We start from the raw sequence: 19458 nt of genomic DNA, 5'->3' as shown, positions 1-19458 counted from the left end.
TCAGTCCTCCAGATCCTCGGTGAGCACGTCGGCCAGGGTCTGCAGGGCCGCGTTGCCCGGCTCCCTCGGCTCGCCGAGCACGTCGTTGACGTACTGCCGGATGTCCCGGTCGCCGCGCGGCAGCGTGACGCCCTCCAGCGCGCCCCTGATCCGCCGGGCCAGGTCGAGATGCTGACGCTGGATCCGCGCCAGGGCGATCCTGGTCAGGGCGTTGACCAGCTCGCGGCGGATGGCCATCACATGGGTCTGGTGGCGCAGGCCGCGCAGGTCGTCGCTCTTACGGCCGAACGGCACCGGATAGTCCGGATGCCAGGGCAGGCCGTGCGCCCTGGCCAGCGGGAACCCCTCCCAGACGGGCCTGCCGGGCTCGGCGAATCCGGGGTCGGCGGCGGCGATCCTGGCGGGGATCCAGCCGAAGTCGACGAAGCGGTGCGCCCACTCCAGGAACCCCTTCGCCCCGCCGTGCGCGCGCAGGGCCGACCTGGCGGCCCGCATCTCGTCGTTGCGCGCCTCGACCCAGTGCTCGACGAGCTGGTCGCCGAGGCCCTTGAAGACCTCGTCGAGGACGGAGAGGCACTCCAGGAAGCGCGCCTCGATCGTCGTGGTGTCGTTGGGCCGGATCTCGGAGCCGTCGTGGCGGAGCGGCGGGATCGCGCCGTCGCGGACCTCGTCGAGCAGGTCCGACCAGTCGGGCCAGGAGCCGACCTCGCGGGCGACCAGCGCCTCGACGCGCAGCCGCAGGTCGGCCGTGGAAGCGCCGGACACTCCGGTGTCGGCGGCGTCGAGCTGGCCCCTGACCCGTTCGGGCAGCTTCTTGGCGTCCCTGGCGATGGTCTTGAGGAGCTGGCGGAGCTGCCGGTGCTCGGCCGACTCCACCTCACGGGTGTCGTGCGGGCCGATCAGCCGCGCGACCTCCGCCTGGACCTTCCTGCGCTCCTCGACGAGCCCGCGCATCCGGGTCAGCCGCAACGGCATGCCGTGCAGCGCCACATGGTCGGCGACGGCCTGGCGGAGCCGGTCGATCCCGCCGTCGTGCGCGGCGGCGGCGAACAGGGCGCCGAGAGGGTGTCCCGGAGCACCGGCGTGCAGACGGCGGGCCAGAGCGCTCCAGACGCGGGCCGTCCCGGACGGTTCCGTGGTGTGGCCGCCGGAGCGCAGGTCCCGGGCCAGCAGGGCGGAGGTCAGGACGATCCGGTCCGGCCCGACGATCCTGCCCGCGGCCGACAGCAGCGCGTCGAGGTCCGAGGCGTGCTGCTTCAGGGTGCCGGGGTCGAGCGGGCCGGAGCGGGCCGCCGGCTCCGCCAGCCCGGCGGGGAGCGCGTCGAGTTTGTTGACCACGACCAGGGAGGCGGCCGCCAGTTCCTCGCGGCTGCGGGTGCGCCCGAACCTGGTGGCCGGCTCCAGCGGGGTCCTCCCGTGAAGGTTCTGGCCGTTGTGCACCACGATGATCGAGGTGAGCCGGTCGATCTCCTGCTCGGTCAGGTAGGCGTCGCGGGCCTCGGTGGCGCGGCCGTCGAGGCCGGGGAGGTCGACCAGGTCGACGGGCTCCTCGCCGAGCTTGGCGAAGGGGAGGAGTTCCCGGGGGACGGCGACGTCGAGCCGGATCCGGCGGATCAGGGAGGCGACGGCGGCGAGCTCGCCGGAGACCGGCGTCCGCCCGCGCGGGATCCTGGCGACGGAGGCGGCGGGCTCGGGGAAGTCCCCGGCCGCCTCGGCGACGAGCTCAGCCTCGGGACGGAGCGCGGTCCCGCCGAGCTCGGCGAGGTCGACCGGCGGCTCGGTGCCGACCAGCTCGGCGCCGGCCAGGCAGGCGTGGCGCAGCGCCAGGAGCTCCATCACCCGCAGCCGGACCCCGGACGCCCCGGTCGGCCACGCGTGGACGCGGCACCACTCGACCAGCGGCTCCCACCCGTCCGGTGCGGAGAGGTCGGTGGCACCGGTGACGAGCCGGGGCAGCGGGGCGAGGGCGGAGTCCGGGATCCGCCGCGAGACCTCGGCGACCTGGAGGAGCGCGTCCACCAGAGAGGCGACGCAGGCCCGCAGGTCGGGCTCGCCCAGGAACTCCACCCTGCCGCCGACGACCCTGGCCCCGGGCAGATCGCCTTCGGGGTTCAGCCGCAGCACGGTGACGTTCCGGCTGACCGGGGAGCAGCCGTCGGGCAGCAGGCCGGGCGTGCCGAGGAGCATGTTCACCAGCAGCGACTTGCCGGCGCCCCGCACGCCGAGCACCCCGACCGCGACGGGCTCGTCGGCGCACCTGCTCACCTGCTCGGCGCGGTCGAGGAGGAGCCGGGTCCTGGCGACGGCGCGCTCGGAGATGCCCGAGGTCTGCTGGACCGTCCGCCTGATCCGTTCGTTGGCCTTCCGCAGGGCTTCCAGCTCGCGGGCGATCTGGGTGTCGGGCGGCGGCGGGGGCAGCGGGTCGTCCCCCCGGGCGACGAGGGTGCGGGCATGACGGACCGCGCCGGCCGCCACGGCCATCTCGGGATCGTCCACCAGGGTGATCTTGGCCTTGGTCCGCCGGGCGATGAGATCGCGGACCAGCGGGATCCGGGAGCTGCCGCCGACGAGGACGACCCGGTCGAGACGGTCCCAGTCGAGCCCGGAGTCGGCCAGGGTCCGCTCGCATTCGGCCAGGGTCTCCTCCAGCAGCGGCCGGAGCACCCGCTCCAGATCCCTGCGGTGCAGCTCGAAGATCTGCTGCGGGTCGAGCTGGGTGAGCCACTCCTCGGCCGTCTCGATCACCGAGAGCACGCACTTGACCTTCTCGCAGACGTCCTCGAGGCCGAGCCTGCCGCGGAGGGTCTCGGCGTCCACGGGATCGCCGTGCAGCATCCACGCCGCCGCGTCGAAGCGCTCCCCGAGCAGCCTCAGCAGGGCGCGGTCGAACTCACCGCCGCCGACGTCGCGCAGCCCGCCCGGCGCGGCGGAGAGATCGAACCCGTCCGCCCTGCCCCGCGCCACCGCGCAGTCGAAGGTGCCGCCGCCGAGGTCGTAGACCAGGACGTGCTCGGCGACCGGGCTGGCGATGTCGGCGAAGGCATGGGTCAGCGCGGCCTCCGGCTCGGACAGCAGCGACGTCCGGTCCCGCGAGAAGCCCGCCCGCACGGCGGCGGCCAGCATCTGTTCGCGGACGCCCTCCTCCCACGAGGCGGGCACCGTGATCACGACCCGGTCGACCTCGCCCTGCACCTGCTGCTCCGCCATGACCCGCAGGAAGCGCATGATCTCGGCGGCGAGCTCGTCCGGACGGCGCTCACGGTCCTCGAAGTCCATCGGGATCGTCGATCCGAAGTGCTGCTTGAACCCGGTCCGGTACGAGCGGGGCCTGACCCTTTTGGAGTTCTCCGCGGCATGGCCGAGAGCGAGCGACCCGTTCGCCAGGAGGCAGACCGAGGTCGGCACCGAGTAGGAGCCGTGCGGCGAGGCCGGGTCCTTGACCGGGGTGGACGTCCCGTCCGCCCGCCCGACGATGATCGCGGAGTTGGAGGTCCCGAAGTCGACTCCGTAGACGTTTCCCATGGACTATTCCCCTCGCGGCGGCCGTGCCCCGGCCGCCGGATCGAGTGCCGCCGTACGTTCGCGCAGGGCCCCGAGCCTCCGGCGCAGGACGGCGTACCGCTCCGCCTGGACGCCCAGCTCGGCCGAGTGCGCCCCGCGCCGCCTCCCGCCGCTCTCCCGCAGCTCCGTGAGGCGCAGGATCGACCGTTGCTGCGACTGCTCGGCCGCCTCCAGCTCGCGTTCGAGCTCCTTGACGAGCACCTCGCGGCAGCGGGCGACCTGCTCGGTGAAGTCGCGCTCGGCCTTCCGGCGGGCCGCGCCGACCATCAGGCCGAGCTCGCCGCGCAGATGCTCGAGCTGCTCGTGCCTGGCCAGCTCCCGCCGCTTGCGCGCCATCTCCCGGTGCCCGCCCAGCCAGCCCACGATCTGGCCGATGGCCCCGCCGACACCCACCCCGACGACCACGCCGACACCGGGCACGGCCAGGCCGATCGCCCCGCCGATGATCGCCGCGGGACCCCTGATCGCGTTGCCGCCCGCCATGAGCTCACGGAGCCGGGCGAAGCGGCTCGGGCCCTGGCGCGGGCGGGCGGGCGCCTCCCGGACGCTCTTCAGCACGGGCGCCGGACCGGCGGGGACGTCCGAGGCGGTGAGCCGGGTCATGGTCCGCTCGGAGTACCGATCGGCCAGCTCGACGGCCCGTTCGGCGAGGGCGATGCCCGCCCGGTTGACCGTGTCGATCAGCCCGGCGGAGACGTCGCCGACCAGCCGCCCGGGATCGGTGAACGCGATCTCCGACTCCAGGGCCGTGCGGAGGTCGTCGGTGACGGCGTCGAAGTCGTCCTGCATGCGGGCGCGGATGCCGCGGGCCGCCGTGTCGAGGTCGACGCGCAGGTCGGAGCGCCAGCGGCTGCCCTGGGACGACAGCTCACGCGACCGCTCGCGCGCCCGGCGCAGCTCGGCGTCGACCCGCTGGAACGCCGTGTCGTCGTGCAGGGCCGCCAGCTCGTTGGCGAGGGGCGCGAACGCCTCGGCGAGCGCGGTGTCCAGGGCGTCCAGCGCCCGCTCGGCCCGGGCACGGCCGCAGGTCATGGTCAGCCCCTCCCACAGCGCCCGGTCCAGATCGGGGAAGCCCGACCTGTCCAGCAGGCCGGCGTCGCCCCGGGTCAGGGCCCGGCGCTTGCGGTGCGCGGAGACGCCGACCACGACGAGCTCCTCCGGGGGAACCCCGGCGACCGCGCCGATCCTGGCCCTGGCCCGCCCGATCGCCGGACCCGGATCCTCCTCCCGGTCGATCATCGTGATCGCGGTGACGACCGTCGGGCACTGCTCCAGGGCCAGCTTCAGGAAGTCCAGCTCGACCTGGCTGAGGGACTCCGAGGCGGTGGCGACGAACAAGATGGCGTCGGCGCTCGGCAGGAACGCCCTGGTGGCGGCCGTGTGGCCGGGATCGGTGCTGCCCGTGCCGGGGGTGTCGACCAGGACCAGGCCGCCGCGCAGCTCCTCGATCGGCGCGGTCATCTCGATCTGCAGGACGCCCTCGCGGTTCTCCGGATTGCCCTGCTCGGTCGCGTAGGAGGCGACGGACGACAGCGGGATCTCGAGCGGTTCGGGGGCGTTGCCGTCCGGGCCCTCGAGGAAGGTGACGACCGCCCGCTCGCGTTCGTCCCAGCGCAGGATCGTGATCACCGAGGTGGTCGCCGCGGTGTCGACGGGGAACAGCCCCGGCCGTCCGACGAGCGTGTTCAGCAGGCTGGACTTGCCGCGCCCGAACTCCCCGCAGACGACGACGTTGTACCGTCCCGACTCCAGGAGGCGGCGGCCGTCCTCCAGAAGGCTTCGCCGGGCGCCGGTCAGATCGTCGCCGACGGCCTGGAGGACCTGCGGGAAGGCGTCGAGGATCGCGGCGCCCAGCGCCTGGAGCTCGTTCACGGTGCGTCCTCCTCCTCGACGAAGGCGACCACCTGCTGCGGCCGCAGCAGCACGTCGCGCCAGAGGTAGCCGGGCCGCACGGTCTCGGCGACGTGCTCCAGCGGGTCGCCGGGGCCGGCCGCCCGCGCGCCGACGACCTGGTGCCGGAGCGGATCGACGGGACCCCGCTCCTCGATCGTGGTGACCTCGCAGGCCGCGAACATCGCTCGCACCCGGCCGTCGAGCCAGCGCAGGAGGGCGCCGCCCTGGTCGCCGCCGTCGCGTCCGGGCAGGTCGGCCAGCCGGTCGGCGAGGACGATCAGCTCCATGGCCACCTCCGGCGGCTGCTCCGGCCGATCGATGATCTTCGGTGCGCGCCGCAGCTCCACCAGCTCGGCCACGACCGCGTCCCGCTCGCGCCTGGCCCGGCCGAGAGCGGCCTCGGCCTGGGCGCGCCGCACCAGGCCGAGTCCGCTCAGCAGCGCGTCCCCGACGCGCGTCACCGGTTCCCCCCGGTGAGATGGGCGAGGAGCTCGTAGGCGCGGCGCAGGACCTCGGCGGCGTTGCGGGTGTGCCGGTCCAGCATCGGATCGCGCTCCCGCCTGGCCCACGCGCCGGCCTTGTCGCGCGCGGTGCGCAGCTGGTCGTCAGGGGAGGCGCCGGCCGGAAGGCCGAGACGGGCGGCCGTCCCGCCGCCGTACTCGCCGGTGACGGTCAGCAGGTCGGCCACCTCGGCATCGGTGAGCCGCAGCCTGCCGTTGTAGTGGTCGCCGAGGACGTGCAGCTCGTCGAAGCCCGGCTCCTGGGCGCGCAGCCACTGCACGAGGCCCGCGACCCGGCCGGCCTGCTCCGGCGCCTCGACCCCGTTCGCGAACGCCTCGCCACGGCACCGCGTGACCTCCCGGGAGACCCCGCGCAGCCCGTGGTCCAGCTTGATCAGCGTGGCGCGGGCACCGAAGTGACCGACGACGAGCTCGCGCAGCCGGGCCACCCCGCTGTCCCGGACGAGCCGCTCACGGACCTCCGCCTCGCCCAGCCCGTCGCGCAGATGGCGGGCGGCGAGGTGCACGCCCCACGGCCCGAGCCTGCGGATGAGGACCGACCGCTCCGCCCGGCCGAGCGGGATCCGGGGGAGCCGCTCCTCGGACGCGAAGTATCCGGCGTCCCCGAGCTCGTCGGCCAGCCACCGCTGGTCGGCTCTCGCCAGCTCCTCCAGCCAGCCGAACTCCTCCGGGCCCAGGGTCTGGGCGGCCAGGGCGACCAGGCCGGAGACCGGGACCAGGGTGAAGAAGAGGCGGCGGTTCTCCGGGCGCTCCATGCAGCGCTGCGCCAGCCGGGCGCCCTCGGCGAGGGGGTCGTAGGTCATCGGATCGGACGGTCCCGACCCGCCCGCGCCCGGCGGCCAGTACTGATCGCACTTGCTCAGCACGCCGAACGCCTTCAGCGGGGTCAGCGACGCCGCCGACGGGCCGAGGAAGTCGGTGAGGGCCGCGCTGTCCCGCTCGTGCAGGCCGCGGCTGAACAGGTAGAGGACGGCGTCGGCGGCGTCGAGCTCGGCCGCGCTGTCGGTGCCGACCTCCTCGGCGGTCCGGTCCATCGCCTTCAGCGCCGAGCCGATGTCGGCCCGCTCGGTCTCGGAGGTGAAGCCGCTGATGCCCAGGGCGTCCATGGCGTTGGCGGAGTCCTGGGCGTGGACGCTGGCCAGGCCGGGGGTGTCGATGAGCCGGAACTTCTCGAGCAGCGGATTGGGCAGGCCGTACTCGACCCGCCGGATCCGGCGCAGCCGCTCGACGTCGGCGGCGTCGCGGACGGTGAGGGCGTGGAGCTGCTCCGGCGGGAACTCCTCGCTGTCGCCGTTGCGGTAGTGCACCATGATCCGCGGTGTCCGGGCGTCGTGGAACTCGTTGACGGTGAACGTCAGCTCCGCCGGGCCCGTCGCGGCGAGGTCCGCGCCGAGCAGCGCGTTCACGATCGTCGACTTGCCCCGCTTGATCTGGCCCGCGACGGCCAGCCGCATCGGCTGGCCGAGCTTCGTCCGCGCCGCCGCCACCGCGGCGGCCAGCGGGGCGAGCGGCGGTCCTCCCGAAAGAGCGGCCCTCTCGCAGGCCGAGATGATGCCGTCGGCCGCGGGCAGCCCGCGGTCCCACGCCGGTTCCGACTCGCTGGACACGGCTCTTCCCTCCGGGGACGATCGTCGCTGCCCCGGAGAATAAGGAGGGAAAAGAGGGCAGATTCCCTCCTGCGAGGACATCTCCGGGATCGCGCGAAAAGACCGTGGTAGCGAGCAGATCCCCACGGACTGGAGACCGAAGATGCCCGTCCCGTCACCCGCCGCGCACCGGACCGTCTGGGCCGTCGACGTCGAGCCGCCCGTCATCGGCGCCTCCGCGCCGGCCGCGGGCGTCGAGGAACGGCTGAGCTGGGTCCTCACCCACGCCTGCCTGCTGGCCGGGATCAACCCGGTCCAGTGCGGTCTCGAGGGCCGCGCGGGCGGCCGGCTCCTCGTCCTGCCCGTCGCCGCCGACCGGCTCCTGACCCTTCCCGGCCTCATGTCCGGCACCCGGGACGCGCTGCGCGCCGTGAACCGGGCGGCGGGCTCGTCCGGGCCGCTCCGGCTCCGGGCGGCGTTCGCCCACGGCGCCGTCCGCTTCGACGGGACGGCCTTCACGGGAGGCGCGATCGACCAGGCCCGCCTGCTGCTGGACTCGATCGAGCCGCACCGTGCCGTGCCCGGCGGCGACCTCGTGACGATCATCGCCGACGACCTGTACCGGGACGTCCTCGGCCTGGAGGCGACCACGGGACCCGGTTCCGGCTGGGTCAGGGCGGTGCGGGGCGGAGGCCCGGGCGAGCCCGGCTGGATCCACGCCTCGCGGCCCGGAGGCGCCAACCCCGCCGTCCCCGCCTACGAGACCTCCGGAAAGGGCGGCTCGGCCCGCGCCAAGATGATCATGGCGGGGGTGGTGGGGGCAGGCGGGCTCGGCTCCGCGGTGGACGACGGGACCTGGATCGTCGACAGGATGGCGGACCTCGTCGACGGGATCTCCGGCGGAGGCAGTGGGCTCGACGACCACGAGGCCCGCGACCAGGAGGTCCGTGAGCAGGAAGCCGCTGAGCAGGAGACCGGTGAATACGGAACAGGTGAGCAGGGAACCGGTGATCAGGGAACAGGTGATCACGAAGCCGGTGGTCACGGGTTCGGCGGCCCCCGCGGCGGCTACCTCGACCCGTTCCCTCCGGGCGGCGACTTCGGCGGCCTCGACCACGGCCACCCCTGATCCGGGACGGTCAGGATCCGGCGCCGAGATCCCAGGTCATGGTGTGGGCGGGGACCGGAGCGGAGGCGACGGGCCGGAATCCCGACAGCGGGAACGTCCCGCGGCCCAGCCGGGCGAGATCGTCGTGGACCCGGTGCGACAGGAGTACGGTCAGGCCGCCGGGGGAGGGCTCGAGCGGATGCCGTCCGAGCCCCGCCACATCGGTGATCGCGGGACCGCACCACTGGCCGCCCGCCAGCGAGACGAGCCCCTCGTGGAGGGCCAGCCGGACCGGCGCGTCCGCGACCGCCAGCACCACCCGGGCGACCGAGCGCACGAGTCCCGCCACGGCCCGCGGCTCGTCGATCCCCGGGGCGAGCACTCCGATCCGCAGGCCGGCCCGGTCGTCGTTCCAGAGCACACGGTCCAGGACGGGCTCCGCCACGAGCGCGCCCATCATGGTCTCGAGCCCCCGCGCCGCGGCGAGCGAGAGGCACATCCGACGGATTCCCAGAGCCGGTTCTGTCACCGGCACACCATCCCCCGCCCGGCGGCGCCGAACTCCCTCTTTCCGGGGTTTCCGCGCCCCGGAGACCCGCTCCGGACGGCCCCCGTTCAGCTAGGTCTCATGTTCCGGGCGGCTGATGGCGCCGAGCGCCGCCAGATCCTTGACGAGGACCTGGCGATAACGCGTGCGGACGAGCCCGGCGTCACGGAAGTCCTTCAGAATCCGTTCCGCGGTCGATTCGCCGACGGCCGCCAGCGCGCCCAGTTCGAACTGTGTCAGCGGCATAATGATCATTAGACCGTCGGGCTTCCACTCCCCGTATCGCTCGGCGAGATCGAAAAGCACCTGGGCCAGCCGCGCCTTGGCGTCGAGCGTCCGTGAGGACACCCGATAATGGGTCGAAGACCGCATTTTGGCCAGCACACTATTCGTGATTTTGCGATACACCTCGGGATGCCGCTCGACGAACCCGTGGAAACGCGACTGCCCGATCCTGACGGCGACCACGGCCCCCACCGCGAACACCGACGCCGTCCGGGGATGCTCGTCCAGCAGGGAGAACTCGCCGACCAGGTCGCCCGGCCCCCTGATGGCCAGCAGGATGTCGGCGCCCGCCTGGCCGGCCGCCGTCACCTTCACATAGCCGTCGACCAGGATGAACAGATCCCGTTCCCGTCCCCCTTCGAGAAGAAGCGCCGCCTCGTGTTCGTACTGCACCTTCGTGCCCGCCGATTGGAAATCCCGCTGCTCCGCCTCCGACAGCGACGCCATCAGGCTTCCATCCGGCCATTTGCCCCTGTATACCAATGCCCCGTCCGCCTTGCTCCCGCCGCGCCCGTTGGGTAGCAGTGTGGCATTGCGTCCGCCATTCGATGGAATATTCGGCGAATGATGCCAAATCATTATTTCGATCAAGAGGCGGCCGATTCGGGGCGTTCTCGCGTCAGGGGATCCAGTTGAAGTCGTCGGGGTCGGGGCCGGTGCGGAGATCGCGGTTGAGTGCGGTGAGGGCGTCCATGTCGGGCTGGGTGAGGGAGAAGTCGAAGAGGGCGAAGTTCTCCTCGACGCGGGCACGGGTGACCGATTTGGGGAAGACGATGTCGCCGCGCTGAAGGTGCCAGCGGAGCGTGACCTGGGCCGGGGTGCGGCCGACGCGCTCGGCGATGGCGGTGATGACCGGGTCGCCGAGGACCCGGCCCTGGGCGATCGGGGACCAGGCCTCGGTCGCGATGCCGTGGGCGGCGCCGAAGGAGCGCAGCTCGTCCTGGACGAGGTAGGGGTGGATCTCGATCTGGTTGACCGCCGGCACCGTGCCCGTCTCGTCCAGCAGGCGCTGGAGGTGGTGGGCCTGGAAGTTGGAGACCCCGATGGCGCGGACCCGGTCCGTCGCCGCGATCTCCTCCAGCGCCTTCCAGGTCTCGGCGAAGTCGCCGACTTTCGGCAGCGGCCAGTGGATGAGGAACAGGTCGAGATAGTCCATGCCGAGATCGGCGAGGGTCCGGTCGAAGGCCTTGCGGGCGTCGGCGGGAGCGTGGAACCCGTTGTTCAGCTTGCTGGTGACGAAGACGTCCTCGCGCGGCACGCCGGAGGCCCGGACGGCCTCGCCGACCCCCTGCTCGTTGCCGTACATCTCGGCGGTGTCGATGTGGCGGTACCCGAACTCCAGGGCGGTCAGGACCGCCTCCTTGGTGTCCTCGGGCGGCACCTGGTAGACGCCGAAGCCGAGCTGGGGAATCCGGACGCCGTTGTTCAGCGTGATGTCAGGGACGTTGGTCATGCCCGGAACCCTGCCCGCCGGACCATGGAACATGCCTCCTCCCCGGCCGCCGTCCTGGTGTAGAACCGGGGCATGGGGTTCACGATCACGGTCTTCTGCGCGTCCAGCACCAGAATCGACCAGAAGCACGTCGATGTGGCGACCGAGGTGGGGGCCGAGCTCGCCCGCCGGGGCCACGACCTGGTGACGGGCGGCGGCACCGCCTCCTGCATGGGCGCCGTCTCCGCCGCGGCCAGGGCCGGGGGAGCCCGGACGGTCGGCGTCGTCCCGGCCGGGATGCCCGCCTCCCAGGAGCGGGCCGACGGGGAGAACGACGAGATCGTCTTCACCGCCGACATGCGCTCCCGCAAGGCCGAGATGGACCGGAGGGCTGAGGCGTTCCTGGTGCTCCCCGGCGGGATCGGCACCCTGGAGGAGCTCCTGGAGGTGTGGACGTCGCGGAGCCTCGGCATGCACGACAAGCCCATCGTCGTCCTCGACCCGCACGGGGTCTACGCGCCGCTCAGGACCCTGATGACGCACCTGCTGGACGAGGGCTTCAACCGCGAGAGGGCCCTCGCCGCCGTCACCTACGCCACCGACGTCGGGGCGGCCTTCGACCACCTGGAGGCCGGACGGCGCCACTTCCCGCCCACCGAGGAGGAGATCCTCGAGGCCTGACGAGTTCCGTCAGGTTTCCGCCGCGGGACACGGAACGTTCAACCAAGGCCGACAACCTGTGCGTTGATCGTTCCAATTCTTTGCAAGGAGTCCTCTCACATGGACGTGTCCCGTCGCGGTTTCGTGGCCGGTGGAGTCGCCTCCATCGCCGTCGCCGGCACCCTCGATACCCTCTTCACCACGTCGGCGGGGGCCGACGAGGGCGAGGCCTACGGCTACGGCCCGCTGATCGCCGACCCCGCGGGGATCCTCGACCTCCCGGCCGGGTTCTCCTACAAGGTCCTCTCGGCCGAGGGCTCCTCGCTCGGCCCGGCCGGCGGGGTCGTCCCCGGCGCGCACGACGGCACCGGCCTGTTCCCCGGCAGCACCCCGGGCGGCTCGCGGCTCGTCCGCAACCACGAGCTGGGCACCAGCGGCACGAAGGCCGTCGCGGCGGCCAACCTGACCTACGACCCGAAGGCCTTCGGCGGCACCTCGACGGTCGACGTCGACGCCTCCGGCAACGTCGTGTCGCAGTACGTCAGCATCGCGGGCACCGCCACGAACTGCGCGGGCGGCGTCACCCCGTGGGGCACCTGGCTGACCTGTGAGGAGACCGAGGGGATCTCCGGCCAGACCAAGACCCACGGCTGGGTGTTCGAGGTCGACCCGCTGGGCGTCAAGACCATCCCCGAGCCGATCAAGCCGCTCGGCCGGTTCGCCCACGAGGCCGTCTGCATCGACAACCACAGCCACATCGCCTACCTGACCGAGGACTCCTCCGGCCCGTTCGGCCTGTTCTACCGGTTCATCCCGAACAACAACCGCGGCGGCTACCACTGCTACCAGGACGGCGGGAAGCTCCAGGCGATGCGCGTCCCCGGCGTCGACGACCTGTCGTCGGTCCAGGTGCCGGGCACCGTCCTGACCGGCATCGAGTGGGTCGACGTGCCCGACCCCGAGGCCACGACCGTCTCGGTGCGCAAGCAGTTCGCGCTCACCGGCCAGGTGACCCGCTCGCAGAAGCTCGAGGGCGCCTGGTTCGACAGCAAGAAGGCCTACTTCGTCGCCTCCTACTCCCGGACCTCGAGCGGCGCGGCAGGCAACCACGCCGGCCAGGTCTGGAAGTACGACCCCAAGGCCAACACGCTGTCGCTGGAGTTCATCTTCAAGCCGGGCGGCAAGTACGACTCCCCGGACAACATCACGGTCTCGCCCTACGGCGGCGGCGTGATGCTCGCCGAGGACGGCGACGGCGAGCAGTACCTCGTCGGCACCACCCGCTACGCCAAGTCGTTCCCGATGGCCCGCAACGCCTTCAACGACAGCGAGTTCACCGGGGTCATCTACTCCGAGGACCGCAGGACGCTGTTCGCCAACCGCCAGTCGCCGGGCGTCACCTTCGCCATCACCGGCCCGTTCGACAAGATCCGCGCCCGCTAGCCCCGTTCGGGGAACCGGCACGGATCACGCCAGCGCCCTCCTGCCGACGGCAGGAGGGCGCTGCCCTTTGATCGTCGCGACCATGTCGAGGACCTGACGGAGCTCGCCGGGGCCCGCCGTGGTGAAGGCGGAGACGCCCAGCCAGGCGTAGATCGAGGCCGCGGCGAGCGCGTCGGGGCCGGTGCCGGTCAGGCGGACCAGCACCGGGCCACGCTCCAGCAGCCGCCCGACCTCCTCGGGGCCGGGATCGGCGCCCGCGTCGAGCAGGGCCGCCGGATCGCCCGGCGCGGTCGACCACACGAGTTCGGGGTCGGTGTGCGCTTCCATGGCCCCGAGCATGGCACGATCGGGTGACCGGTCGAAGGAAGGGTTCCCCGTGCCTGTTGTACTCGTGCTGGCCGCGCTCGCCGTGGTGGCCGCGACGGTGGCCCTCGCCTACGGACGCGGCGGCGAACTCTCCGAGGCCGTCCCCGACCACCCGCCGACCGGGCTCCCCTCGCACCGGCCGCTCCAGGGCACCGACGCGGCCCTGCTCCGCCTTCCCAAGGGCCTGTGGGGCTACAACATCGCCCTCACCGACGACGCCCTGAGCCGCCTGGCCTACGCCCTCACCGAGCGCGAGACGCGGATCGGCGAGCTCGAGCGCCTGCTCGGCGAGCAGCGGCTGCGCTCCACCGACTCCGGCTCCTGGTCGGTGGCCCCGCCGACGGCGTCCTGGCTGCTCAAGCCCGAGGAGTGGAGCCCCGGCGACGAGCCGGGCTCCGTCCGGACCCGCCAGGACCGGCCGGACCACGAGCTCCCCGGGGCCGCCCCCGCCGAACCCGGAGAGGCCCGGGACGATCCCGAGGGCCCGGCCTCCGCCTAGGTTTCTCCCTTTCCGGCTCTGAGCGGGCGCGGAACGGAATGTCAGAGGCGGATGCTTGGCTGGGGAGGGCGGTCCGGTCCCCGGGCCGCCAGAACGGTTCTGAGGGGGGCTGGAGCGGTGGTCGATCCGGTGGAGGCGGTGGCGTGCGCCTGGGCGACGTCGGCGCCGGAGTGCGTCGCCTACCACGATGACGAGTGGGGACGCGCGATCCGCGGAGATCAGCAGCTCTACGAGCGGCTGTGCCTGGAGGCCTTCCAGTCGGGCCTGTCCTGGCTGACGATCCTGCGCAAGCGGGAGGGGTTTCGGTCGGCCTTTTCCGGTTTCGATCCGGTCGCGGTCGCGGCCTACGGACCGGGGGATGTGGAGCGTCTGATGGCGGACGCGGCCATCGTCCGGAATCGGGCCAAGATCGATGCGGCGATCCTCAACGCGCGTGCCGCACTCGATCTCTCCGACGGGCTTTCGGCACTGATCTGGAAATACGCGGATCCGTCGGCGCCCGTGCCCAAGGTCATGTCGGACGTTCCGGCACAGACTCCCGGCTCCGTCGCGCTCGCCAAGGAGCTGAAGAAGAACGGATTTCGGTTCGTCGGCCCGACCACCGCCTATGCCCTGATGCAGGCCTGCGGACTGGTCAACGACCACCTTCGGACCTGCCCCGCGAGGCCCTTCGGCGGGCCGGATTTGATCGTCCAGGCCTGATCGTTACCACTTCGCGTCCAGAACACGGGATAATGGACCACTACTGAAAGACGGTGACGCGACAGGCGGCCGGCTCGCGCGGTGCCCGAACGGCCCCCGGGGGGCCGGGGAGGAAGGGGATGCACGCATGGCGGCGATGAAGCCGCGGACAGGTGACGGTCCGCTCGAAGTTACCAAGGAGGGCCGTGGCATCGTCATGCGCGTGCCTCTGGAAGGCGGCGGCCGGCTGGTGGTCGAACTGACCCCCGACGAGGCCAAGGAGCTCGGCGAGGCCATCAAGGGCGTCGTCGGTTAAAGGCCTTCTCCACGGAGACGGTCCTTGAGGAACCTTCCAGGGAACAGCCAATTTCATCAACCTTCGCGGTCCCGGTAAGGCCCCCGGCCACCGGGACTCGCGTCGTTGCCCAGCAATTCCGTTCAGCCATTTCTTCAGCTTTTGCCTGCCTTACTGAGGGGGACGCGGTGCCGGTCGAGACGAGTGTGCGCAGAGTCGAAGGCCCGCTGGCCTCGGTCGTGGAGGCCCGGCTGTGGGCGCTGCCCCAGGGCGCCGACCCCGGCTTCGACACCGGCATCCCCCTCGCCGACCTGCTCGCCTTCCACGAGGCCAAGGGCGAGCCCGGCGAGATCATCGCCATCCCCGTCCAGGTCGACGGCGTGGTCCGCGAGCTGCTGCTCTACGGCACCGGCGACGGTGCCCCCGCGGCCCTGCGCAAGGCCGGTGCGGCCCTGGCCCGCCGTGCCAAGGGCGAGTCCCTGCTGGCCGTCCGGCTGCCCGCGGCGGCCCCCGACGCCGTCGGCGCCTTCCTCGAGGGCGCCCTCCTGGCCGCCTACTCCTTCACCTACAAGAACTCCGGCAAGAAGCCCGTGGCCGCCCTGGCGCTCGTCCCGGCGGAGGAGGGGGCCTGGCCCGCCGGGGACGGCGACCGCGCCGAAGTGATCGTCCGGGCGGTGGCGCTGGCCCGCGACCTGGCCAACGAGCCCTCCGTGGAGAAGTGCCCCGAGTGGCTGGCCGACCGGGCCGCGGAGGCCGGCGAGGGCGGCGGGCTCGGCGTGCGCGTCTGGGACGAGCAGGGCCTGCGGGCCGGGGGGTTCGGCGGGATCCTGGCGGTCGGCTCCGGCTCCGCCCGGCCGCCGCGGCTGATCCAGCTCACCCACGCCCCCGAGGGCGCGACCCGGCACGTCGTGCTGGTCGGCAAGGGGATCACGTTCGACACCGGCGGGCTCTCGCTGAAGCCGTCGGACGGGATGAAGACCATGAAGACCGACATGGCCGGCGGCGCGGTCGTGATCGGCGTCATGTCGGCGCTCCGGGAACTGGGCGTCCCGGTCAAGGTCACGGGGCTCATCGCCTCGGCCGAGAACATGCCGTCGGGCTCGGCGATGCGGCCGTCCGACGTGATCACCCACTTCGGCGGGCTCACCTCCGAGGTCCTCAACACCGACGCCGAGGGCCGCCTGGTCCTGGCCGACGCCCTCGCCTACGCCGACGCGGCGCTCGAACCGGACGTCGTCGTCGACATCGCCACCCTCACCGGCGCCGCCAAGATGGCGCTCGGCCTGCGGCACGGCGCCCTGTTCGCCACCGCCGACGACCTCGCCGAGGCCCTGGTCGAGGCCGGGACGGCCGCCGACGAGCCGCTCTGGCGGCTGCCCCTGGTCGAGGACTACCGCGCGGCCATCGACTCCGACGTCGCCGACGTCGCGAACATCGGCCGCGGCGGCTTCGGCGGCGGCTCGATCACCGCCGCCCTGTTCCTGGAGAAGTTCGCCGGCTCCCGTCCCTGGGCCCACCTGGACGTCGCGGGGCCGGCCAGGGGCTCCGACGGAGCCACCGGCTACGGCGTCCGTCTCCTGCTCACCTGGCTCACCCGGGCCTGAGGGCCCCGTCCCCGCCGCCGTTCAGGCGGCGGGCGGGGCCTTGCGGACGACCCTGCGCTTCCTGGGCAGCCCGACCCTGCGGTCCTCGAAGGGCGCGTCGGTCCTGGCCTTGACGGCCTTGAAGACGTCGTCCGGCTTGACCGTCCAGCCCGGCAGGGTCCGCACCGACCAGCGCAGCACCGGCACGCCCGGCAGCCCCTGCACCTTGATCATGAGCATCTCCGCGCCCGAGGAGTGACGCGACTCCGCGCTGCCCTCGCGCGGCAGGAACGCCAGCTGGTGGGCCAGCCCCTTGCCGGTCGGGACGCCCTGGCTCCACGCGCACACCGACGCCACGTCCGCCCACGGCAGGCGGCGGTCGCGGGAGCGGGGGAGCGGCCACTTCGCCGGGACGCTCACCCCCTCGTCGTCGAGCACGAGCAGCGGCCTGCGCCCGAGCAGATGCCCGACGACGACCACCAGCACCCCGCCGAACCCGATCACGCCGATCAGCCCCAGCGTGATGAAGAGCACCCCGCCCACGCTCGACGGGTCGTACAGCCCGCCGACGACGAACAGCGCGGAGCACACCACCAGCGTGACGACGCCCAGCGCCTGCCCCGACCCCTGGAACGACGGCCTCAGCCGCACCTCGACCGGCTCAGCCACGCTTCTGCGCCAGGAGCAGGCCGCCGCCGAGGGGCAGCAGCAGCGGGATCAGGTTCTCGTCCTCGGAGACCAGGCGGACCACGTCCTCGCCCAGCGCCTTGTCGAAGGCCACCACGCCGCCGGGGCGCAGCAGCCGGACCGCCGCGGCCAGGTACTCGGGGTACTCGCGCTGCACCGCGTCGGCGAAGACCAGGTCGTAGGCCCCGTCGGTGAGCCGGGGGAGCACGTCGAGCGCCCGTCCGGCGATCATCCGGGTCCTGGACCCGGTGAAGCCCGCGTCCGTGTACGCCATCTTGGCCAGCCGCTGGTTCTCGGGCTCGACGTCCACGCTCGTGAGCACCCCGTTGGGATGCATTCCGCGCAAAAGCCAGATCCCGGATACTCCGCACCCGGAGCCGATCTCGACGACCGTCCGGGCATTGATCAACGACGCGATGAACCGCAGCGCCGCACCCCCGGCAACGCTGATCGGAAAGGCCCCGTACTCGTCGCCGAGCCGCCGGGCCTCCCTCAGCGCCTCGTCCTCCGGGAGGAATCCCTCCACGTAGGCCTGCACCTCGTTGATGGCCGCCTCTTTTCCGCCGCTCGTCCTTCCGGGCAAAACGATAGCGCTGGACGGGAACGATGACGCGATTCGCGACGTTCTAAAAATCACCAGCCGGGGCAAACGACAGCCGATCGCAAAGCAGGACCCACGGCTCAGTCAGGGAAAGGGTGATCTGAGACACCATGACGGTCTCAGCGGTTCCATATCAGGGCATGGCGGCGAGCTCCGTCGGCCGGGAGAACGCCCCCGCCGCGGAGTGGACTCCGCCATCGTGGGACCAGGTCGTTCGTGATCACTCATCCCGGGTGTACCGGCTCGCCTACAGGCTGACCGGAAACCAGCACGACGCGGAGGACCTGACCCAGGAGGTCTTCGTCCGCGTGTTCCGTTCGCTGGCGAACTACACGCCGGGCACTTTCGAGGGCTGGCTGCACCGGATCACCACCAACCTCTTCCTCGACCAGGCGCGCCGCAAGCAGCGCATCCGGTTCGAGAACCTCGCCGACGACGCCGCCGACAGGCTGCCCGGCCGGGAGAAGACCCCGCAGCAGGTCTACGAGGACACCAACTTCGACGACGACGTCCAGGCCGCCCTGGACGCCCTCGCGCCCGACTACCGCGCCGCGGTCGTCCTGTGCGACATCGAGGGCCTGTCCTACGAGGAGATCGCCGCCACGCTGGACGTCAAGCTGGGCACCGTCCGCAGCCGCATCCACCGCGGCCGCTCCCAGCTGCGCGCCGCGCTGGCCCACCGCGCCCCCGCGGGAGCGACACAGTGACCGATCGTCCTCCCTGCCTCGGCGAGCGCCTCACCGCGCTGATCGACGGCGAGCTCGACCATGACGCCCGCGACAAGGCGCTCGCCCACCTCGCCTGCTGCGACACGTGCAGGGCGGAGGCGGCGTCGCTGCGGGCGCTCAAGCGCCGCCTGAACTGCCTCGGCGGCCCCGCGGCCTCGACCGACCTGCTGATCCGGCTGTACGCCATGGGCAACGCCACACCGGGCGCCCATCTGCGGATGCCCGACCCGTCGGCCGAACTGCTGCGGCGCCTGTCGGGCACCGCGCTGCCGAAGCCGGCCCCGCTCGACCCGAGCCCGTTCGCACCCGGCTTCACCGTCGCCGACAGCCGGCTGCGCAGCCTCTACGCCCCGGCCGCGCCCGCCGAGCCCCGGGCCGCGTCCGCGCACCCGGCGGACGCCCCGGCGGAGGACTTCCTGCGCCGCCTGTTCGCCCTCGGCGACGACGAGACCGCGCCCGAGCCCGCCACACCCGCCGTGGACGGGCCCTCCGACGAGGTCCTGCGGCGGATCACGGGGATCGACGACTCCCCGGTGTGGCGCGTCCCACCGGCCTCCGGCGTCCCCTCCGCGGGCTCCTCGCCCGGGCAGGAGCCGTCGGCCGCCCTCATGCAGCGGCTGCTGGCCCTGGCCGACGAGGAACCTCCCGCGGCCCCGCGCCGCCCGAAGGACAACCGCCCCGGCGGCCCCGGCAGGTCCCGGCGCATCCCGAGGGCCCGCTACCTGGTCGCGGGAGCGGCCACGCTGGCCGCCCTCGGCGCCGGAACGGCCTCCCTCAGCGGCGGCGGGGCCAGAGTCCCCTCACCCGCCGCACCGAGCTACGCCCCCGTCTACGCCGACCAGCCGGCCCACCAGGCGCGCCTGCCCCGCCGCGAGCTGACGCGCCGCACGGAGAAGCACTAGATCGGCTCTTCCCTGGAACCCGCCCTGAACCCGCTCTTGAGCCCGGCTCTTTGGGCGGGTTCCGGGTTTGTCGGGGGTTT

General features: G+C 72.8%; 19 protein-coding genes. 9 read left to right on the top strand and 10 right to left on the bottom strand.

What is annotated here, in order from left to right:
* The 4 genes from ABD785_RS30795 to ABD785_RS30780 are packed head-to-tail and all read right to left on the bottom strand — an operon-like array spanning window position 1 to window position 7582.
* A complete protein-coding gene (locus ABD785_RS30795) occupies window positions 1–3522 on the bottom strand; it encodes an Hsp70 family protein (protein WP_344835375.1) in 3522 nt (1173 codons plus the stop codon).
* A 3-nt stretch (window positions 3523–3525) separates the two neighbouring features.
* Window positions 3526–5433, bottom strand: coding sequence for a dynamin family protein (locus ABD785_RS30790; protein ID WP_344835374.1), 1908 nt, complete (start codon window positions 5431–5433; stop codon window positions 3526–3528).
* Complete coding sequence (locus ABD785_RS30785; protein WP_344835372.1) at window positions 5430–5915, bottom strand: nucleotide exchange factor GrpE; 486 nt, start codon at window positions 5913–5915, stop codon at window positions 5430–5432. The genes ABD785_RS30790 and ABD785_RS30785 overlap by 4 nt, the downstream gene beginning before the upstream one ends.
* The gene (locus ABD785_RS30780; RefSeq protein WP_344835371.1) at window positions 5912–7582 is read right to left on the bottom strand and encodes a dynamin family protein; all 1671 of its coding nucleotides are present in this window, start codon (window positions 7580–7582) and stop codon (window positions 5912–5914) included. The genes ABD785_RS30785 and ABD785_RS30780 overlap by 4 nt, the downstream gene beginning before the upstream one ends.
* Window positions 7583–7724: 142 nt before the next feature.
* Between ABD785_RS30780 and ABD785_RS30775 the strand changes: the two genes are divergently transcribed.
* Window positions 7725–8690 carry a hypothetical protein gene (locus ABD785_RS30775; protein ID WP_344835370.1) on the top strand — a complete coding sequence of 322 codons (966 nt, stop codon included), beginning with the start codon at window positions 7725–7727 and terminating at the stop codon, window positions 8688–8690.
* Between the two features lie 10 nt (window positions 8691–8700).
* Here ABD785_RS30775 and ABD785_RS30770 read toward each other — a convergent pair whose 3' ends face one another.
* From ABD785_RS30770 to ABD785_RS30760, 3 genes are all read right to left on the bottom strand, one after another.
* The gene (locus tag ABD785_RS30770; RefSeq protein WP_344835369.1) at window positions 8701–9168 is read right to left on the bottom strand and encodes a hypothetical protein; all 468 of its coding nucleotides are present in this window, start codon (window positions 9166–9168) and stop codon (window positions 8701–8703) included.
* A gap of 120 nt (window positions 9169–9288) precedes the next feature.
* Complete coding sequence (locus ABD785_RS30765; RefSeq protein WP_344835367.1) at window positions 9289–9948, bottom strand: Crp/Fnr family transcriptional regulator; 660 nt, start codon at window positions 9946–9948, stop codon at window positions 9289–9291.
* Window positions 9949–10120: 172 nt separating this feature from the next.
* On the bottom strand, window positions 10121–10954 hold the full coding sequence (locus tag ABD785_RS30760) for an aldo/keto reductase (protein ID WP_344835365.1): 834 nt from the start codon (window positions 10952–10954) through the stop codon (window positions 10121–10123).
* Window positions 10955–11026: 72 nt separating this feature from the next.
* Between ABD785_RS30760 and ABD785_RS30755 the strand changes: the two genes are divergently transcribed.
* Together ABD785_RS30755 and ABD785_RS30750 are read left to right on the top strand one after the other, a co-directional pair.
* On the top strand, window positions 11027–11614 hold the full coding sequence (locus ABD785_RS30755) for an LOG family protein (RefSeq protein ID WP_344835364.1): 588 nt from the start codon (window positions 11027–11029) through the stop codon (window positions 11612–11614).
* Between the two features lie 99 nt (window positions 11615–11713).
* Window positions 11714–13036, top strand: a complete 1323-nt coding sequence (locus tag ABD785_RS30750) for an alkaline phosphatase PhoX (RefSeq protein ID WP_344835363.1) — start codon at window positions 11714–11716, stop codon at window positions 13034–13036.
* A gap of 24 nt (window positions 13037–13060) precedes the next feature.
* Here the strand turns inward: ABD785_RS30750 and ABD785_RS30745 are convergent, their stop codons facing one another.
* Entirely contained in the window at window positions 13061–13363 is a 303-nt protein-coding gene (locus tag ABD785_RS30745) for a hypothetical protein (protein ID WP_344835362.1), read from the bottom strand.
* A 49-nt stretch (window positions 13364–13412) separates the two neighbouring features.
* Between ABD785_RS30745 and ABD785_RS30740 the strand changes: the two genes are divergently transcribed.
* The 4 genes from ABD785_RS30740 (at window position 13413) to ABD785_RS30725 (ending at window position 16481) form a co-directional block, all read left to right on the top strand.
* A complete protein-coding gene (locus tag ABD785_RS30740) occupies window positions 13413–13901 on the top strand; it encodes a hypothetical protein (protein WP_344835361.1) in 489 nt (162 codons plus the stop codon).
* Window positions 13902–14018: 117 nt separating this feature from the next.
* Window positions 14019–14603: a DNA-3-methyladenine glycosylase I gene (locus ABD785_RS30735; protein WP_344835360.1), complete on the top strand. Its 585-nt coding sequence runs from the start codon at window positions 14019–14021 to the stop codon at window positions 14601–14603.
* Between the two features lie 127 nt (window positions 14604–14730).
* On the top strand, window positions 14731–14898 hold the full coding sequence (locus ABD785_RS30730; protein ID WP_344835359.1) for a DUF3117 domain-containing protein: 168 nt from the start codon (window positions 14731–14733) through the stop codon (window positions 14896–14898).
* A 167-nt stretch (window positions 14899–15065) separates the two neighbouring features.
* Entirely contained in the window at window positions 15066–16481 is a 1416-nt protein-coding gene (locus ABD785_RS30725) for a leucyl aminopeptidase family protein (protein WP_425547838.1), read from the top strand.
* Window positions 16482–16502: 21 nt separating this feature from the next.
* On the opposite strand, the gene ABD785_RS30720 is transcribed toward ABD785_RS30725, so the two are convergent.
* Window positions 16503–17129 carry a hypothetical protein gene (locus ABD785_RS30720; RefSeq protein WP_344835356.1) on the bottom strand — a complete coding sequence of 209 codons (627 nt, stop codon included), beginning with the start codon at window positions 17127–17129 and terminating at the stop codon, window positions 16503–16505.
* Window positions 17122–17730 (bottom strand): O-methyltransferase, encoded by a 609-nt coding sequence (locus tag ABD785_RS30715; RefSeq protein ID WP_344835355.1) that lies wholly within the window; start codon window positions 17728–17730, stop codon window positions 17122–17124. Before ABD785_RS30715 ends, ABD785_RS30720 begins: the two co-directional genes overlap by 8 nt.
* A 158-nt stretch (window positions 17731–17888) precedes the next feature.
* Between ABD785_RS30715 and sigE the strand changes: the two genes are divergently transcribed.
* Window positions 17889–18455, top strand: a complete 567-nt coding sequence (sigE, locus tag ABD785_RS30710) for an RNA polymerase sigma factor SigE (protein ID WP_344835354.1) — start codon at window positions 17889–17891, stop codon at window positions 18453–18455.
* Complete coding sequence (locus ABD785_RS30705) at window positions 18452–19378, top strand: anti-sigma factor family protein (protein WP_344835353.1); 927 nt, start codon at window positions 18452–18454, stop codon at window positions 19376–19378. Before sigE ends, ABD785_RS30705 begins: the two co-directional genes overlap by 4 nt.
* Window positions 19379–19458: the final 80 nt, after the last annotated feature.

This window comes from Actinocorallia longicatena, assembly GCF_039534125.1.
Taxonomy (GTDB): Bacteria; Actinomycetota; Actinomycetes; order Streptosporangiales; family Streptosporangiaceae; genus Actinocorallia; species Actinocorallia longicatena.
The sequence above is the reverse complement of the archived record's forward strand: the minus strand, read 5'-3'. Positions and strand labels throughout refer to the sequence as shown.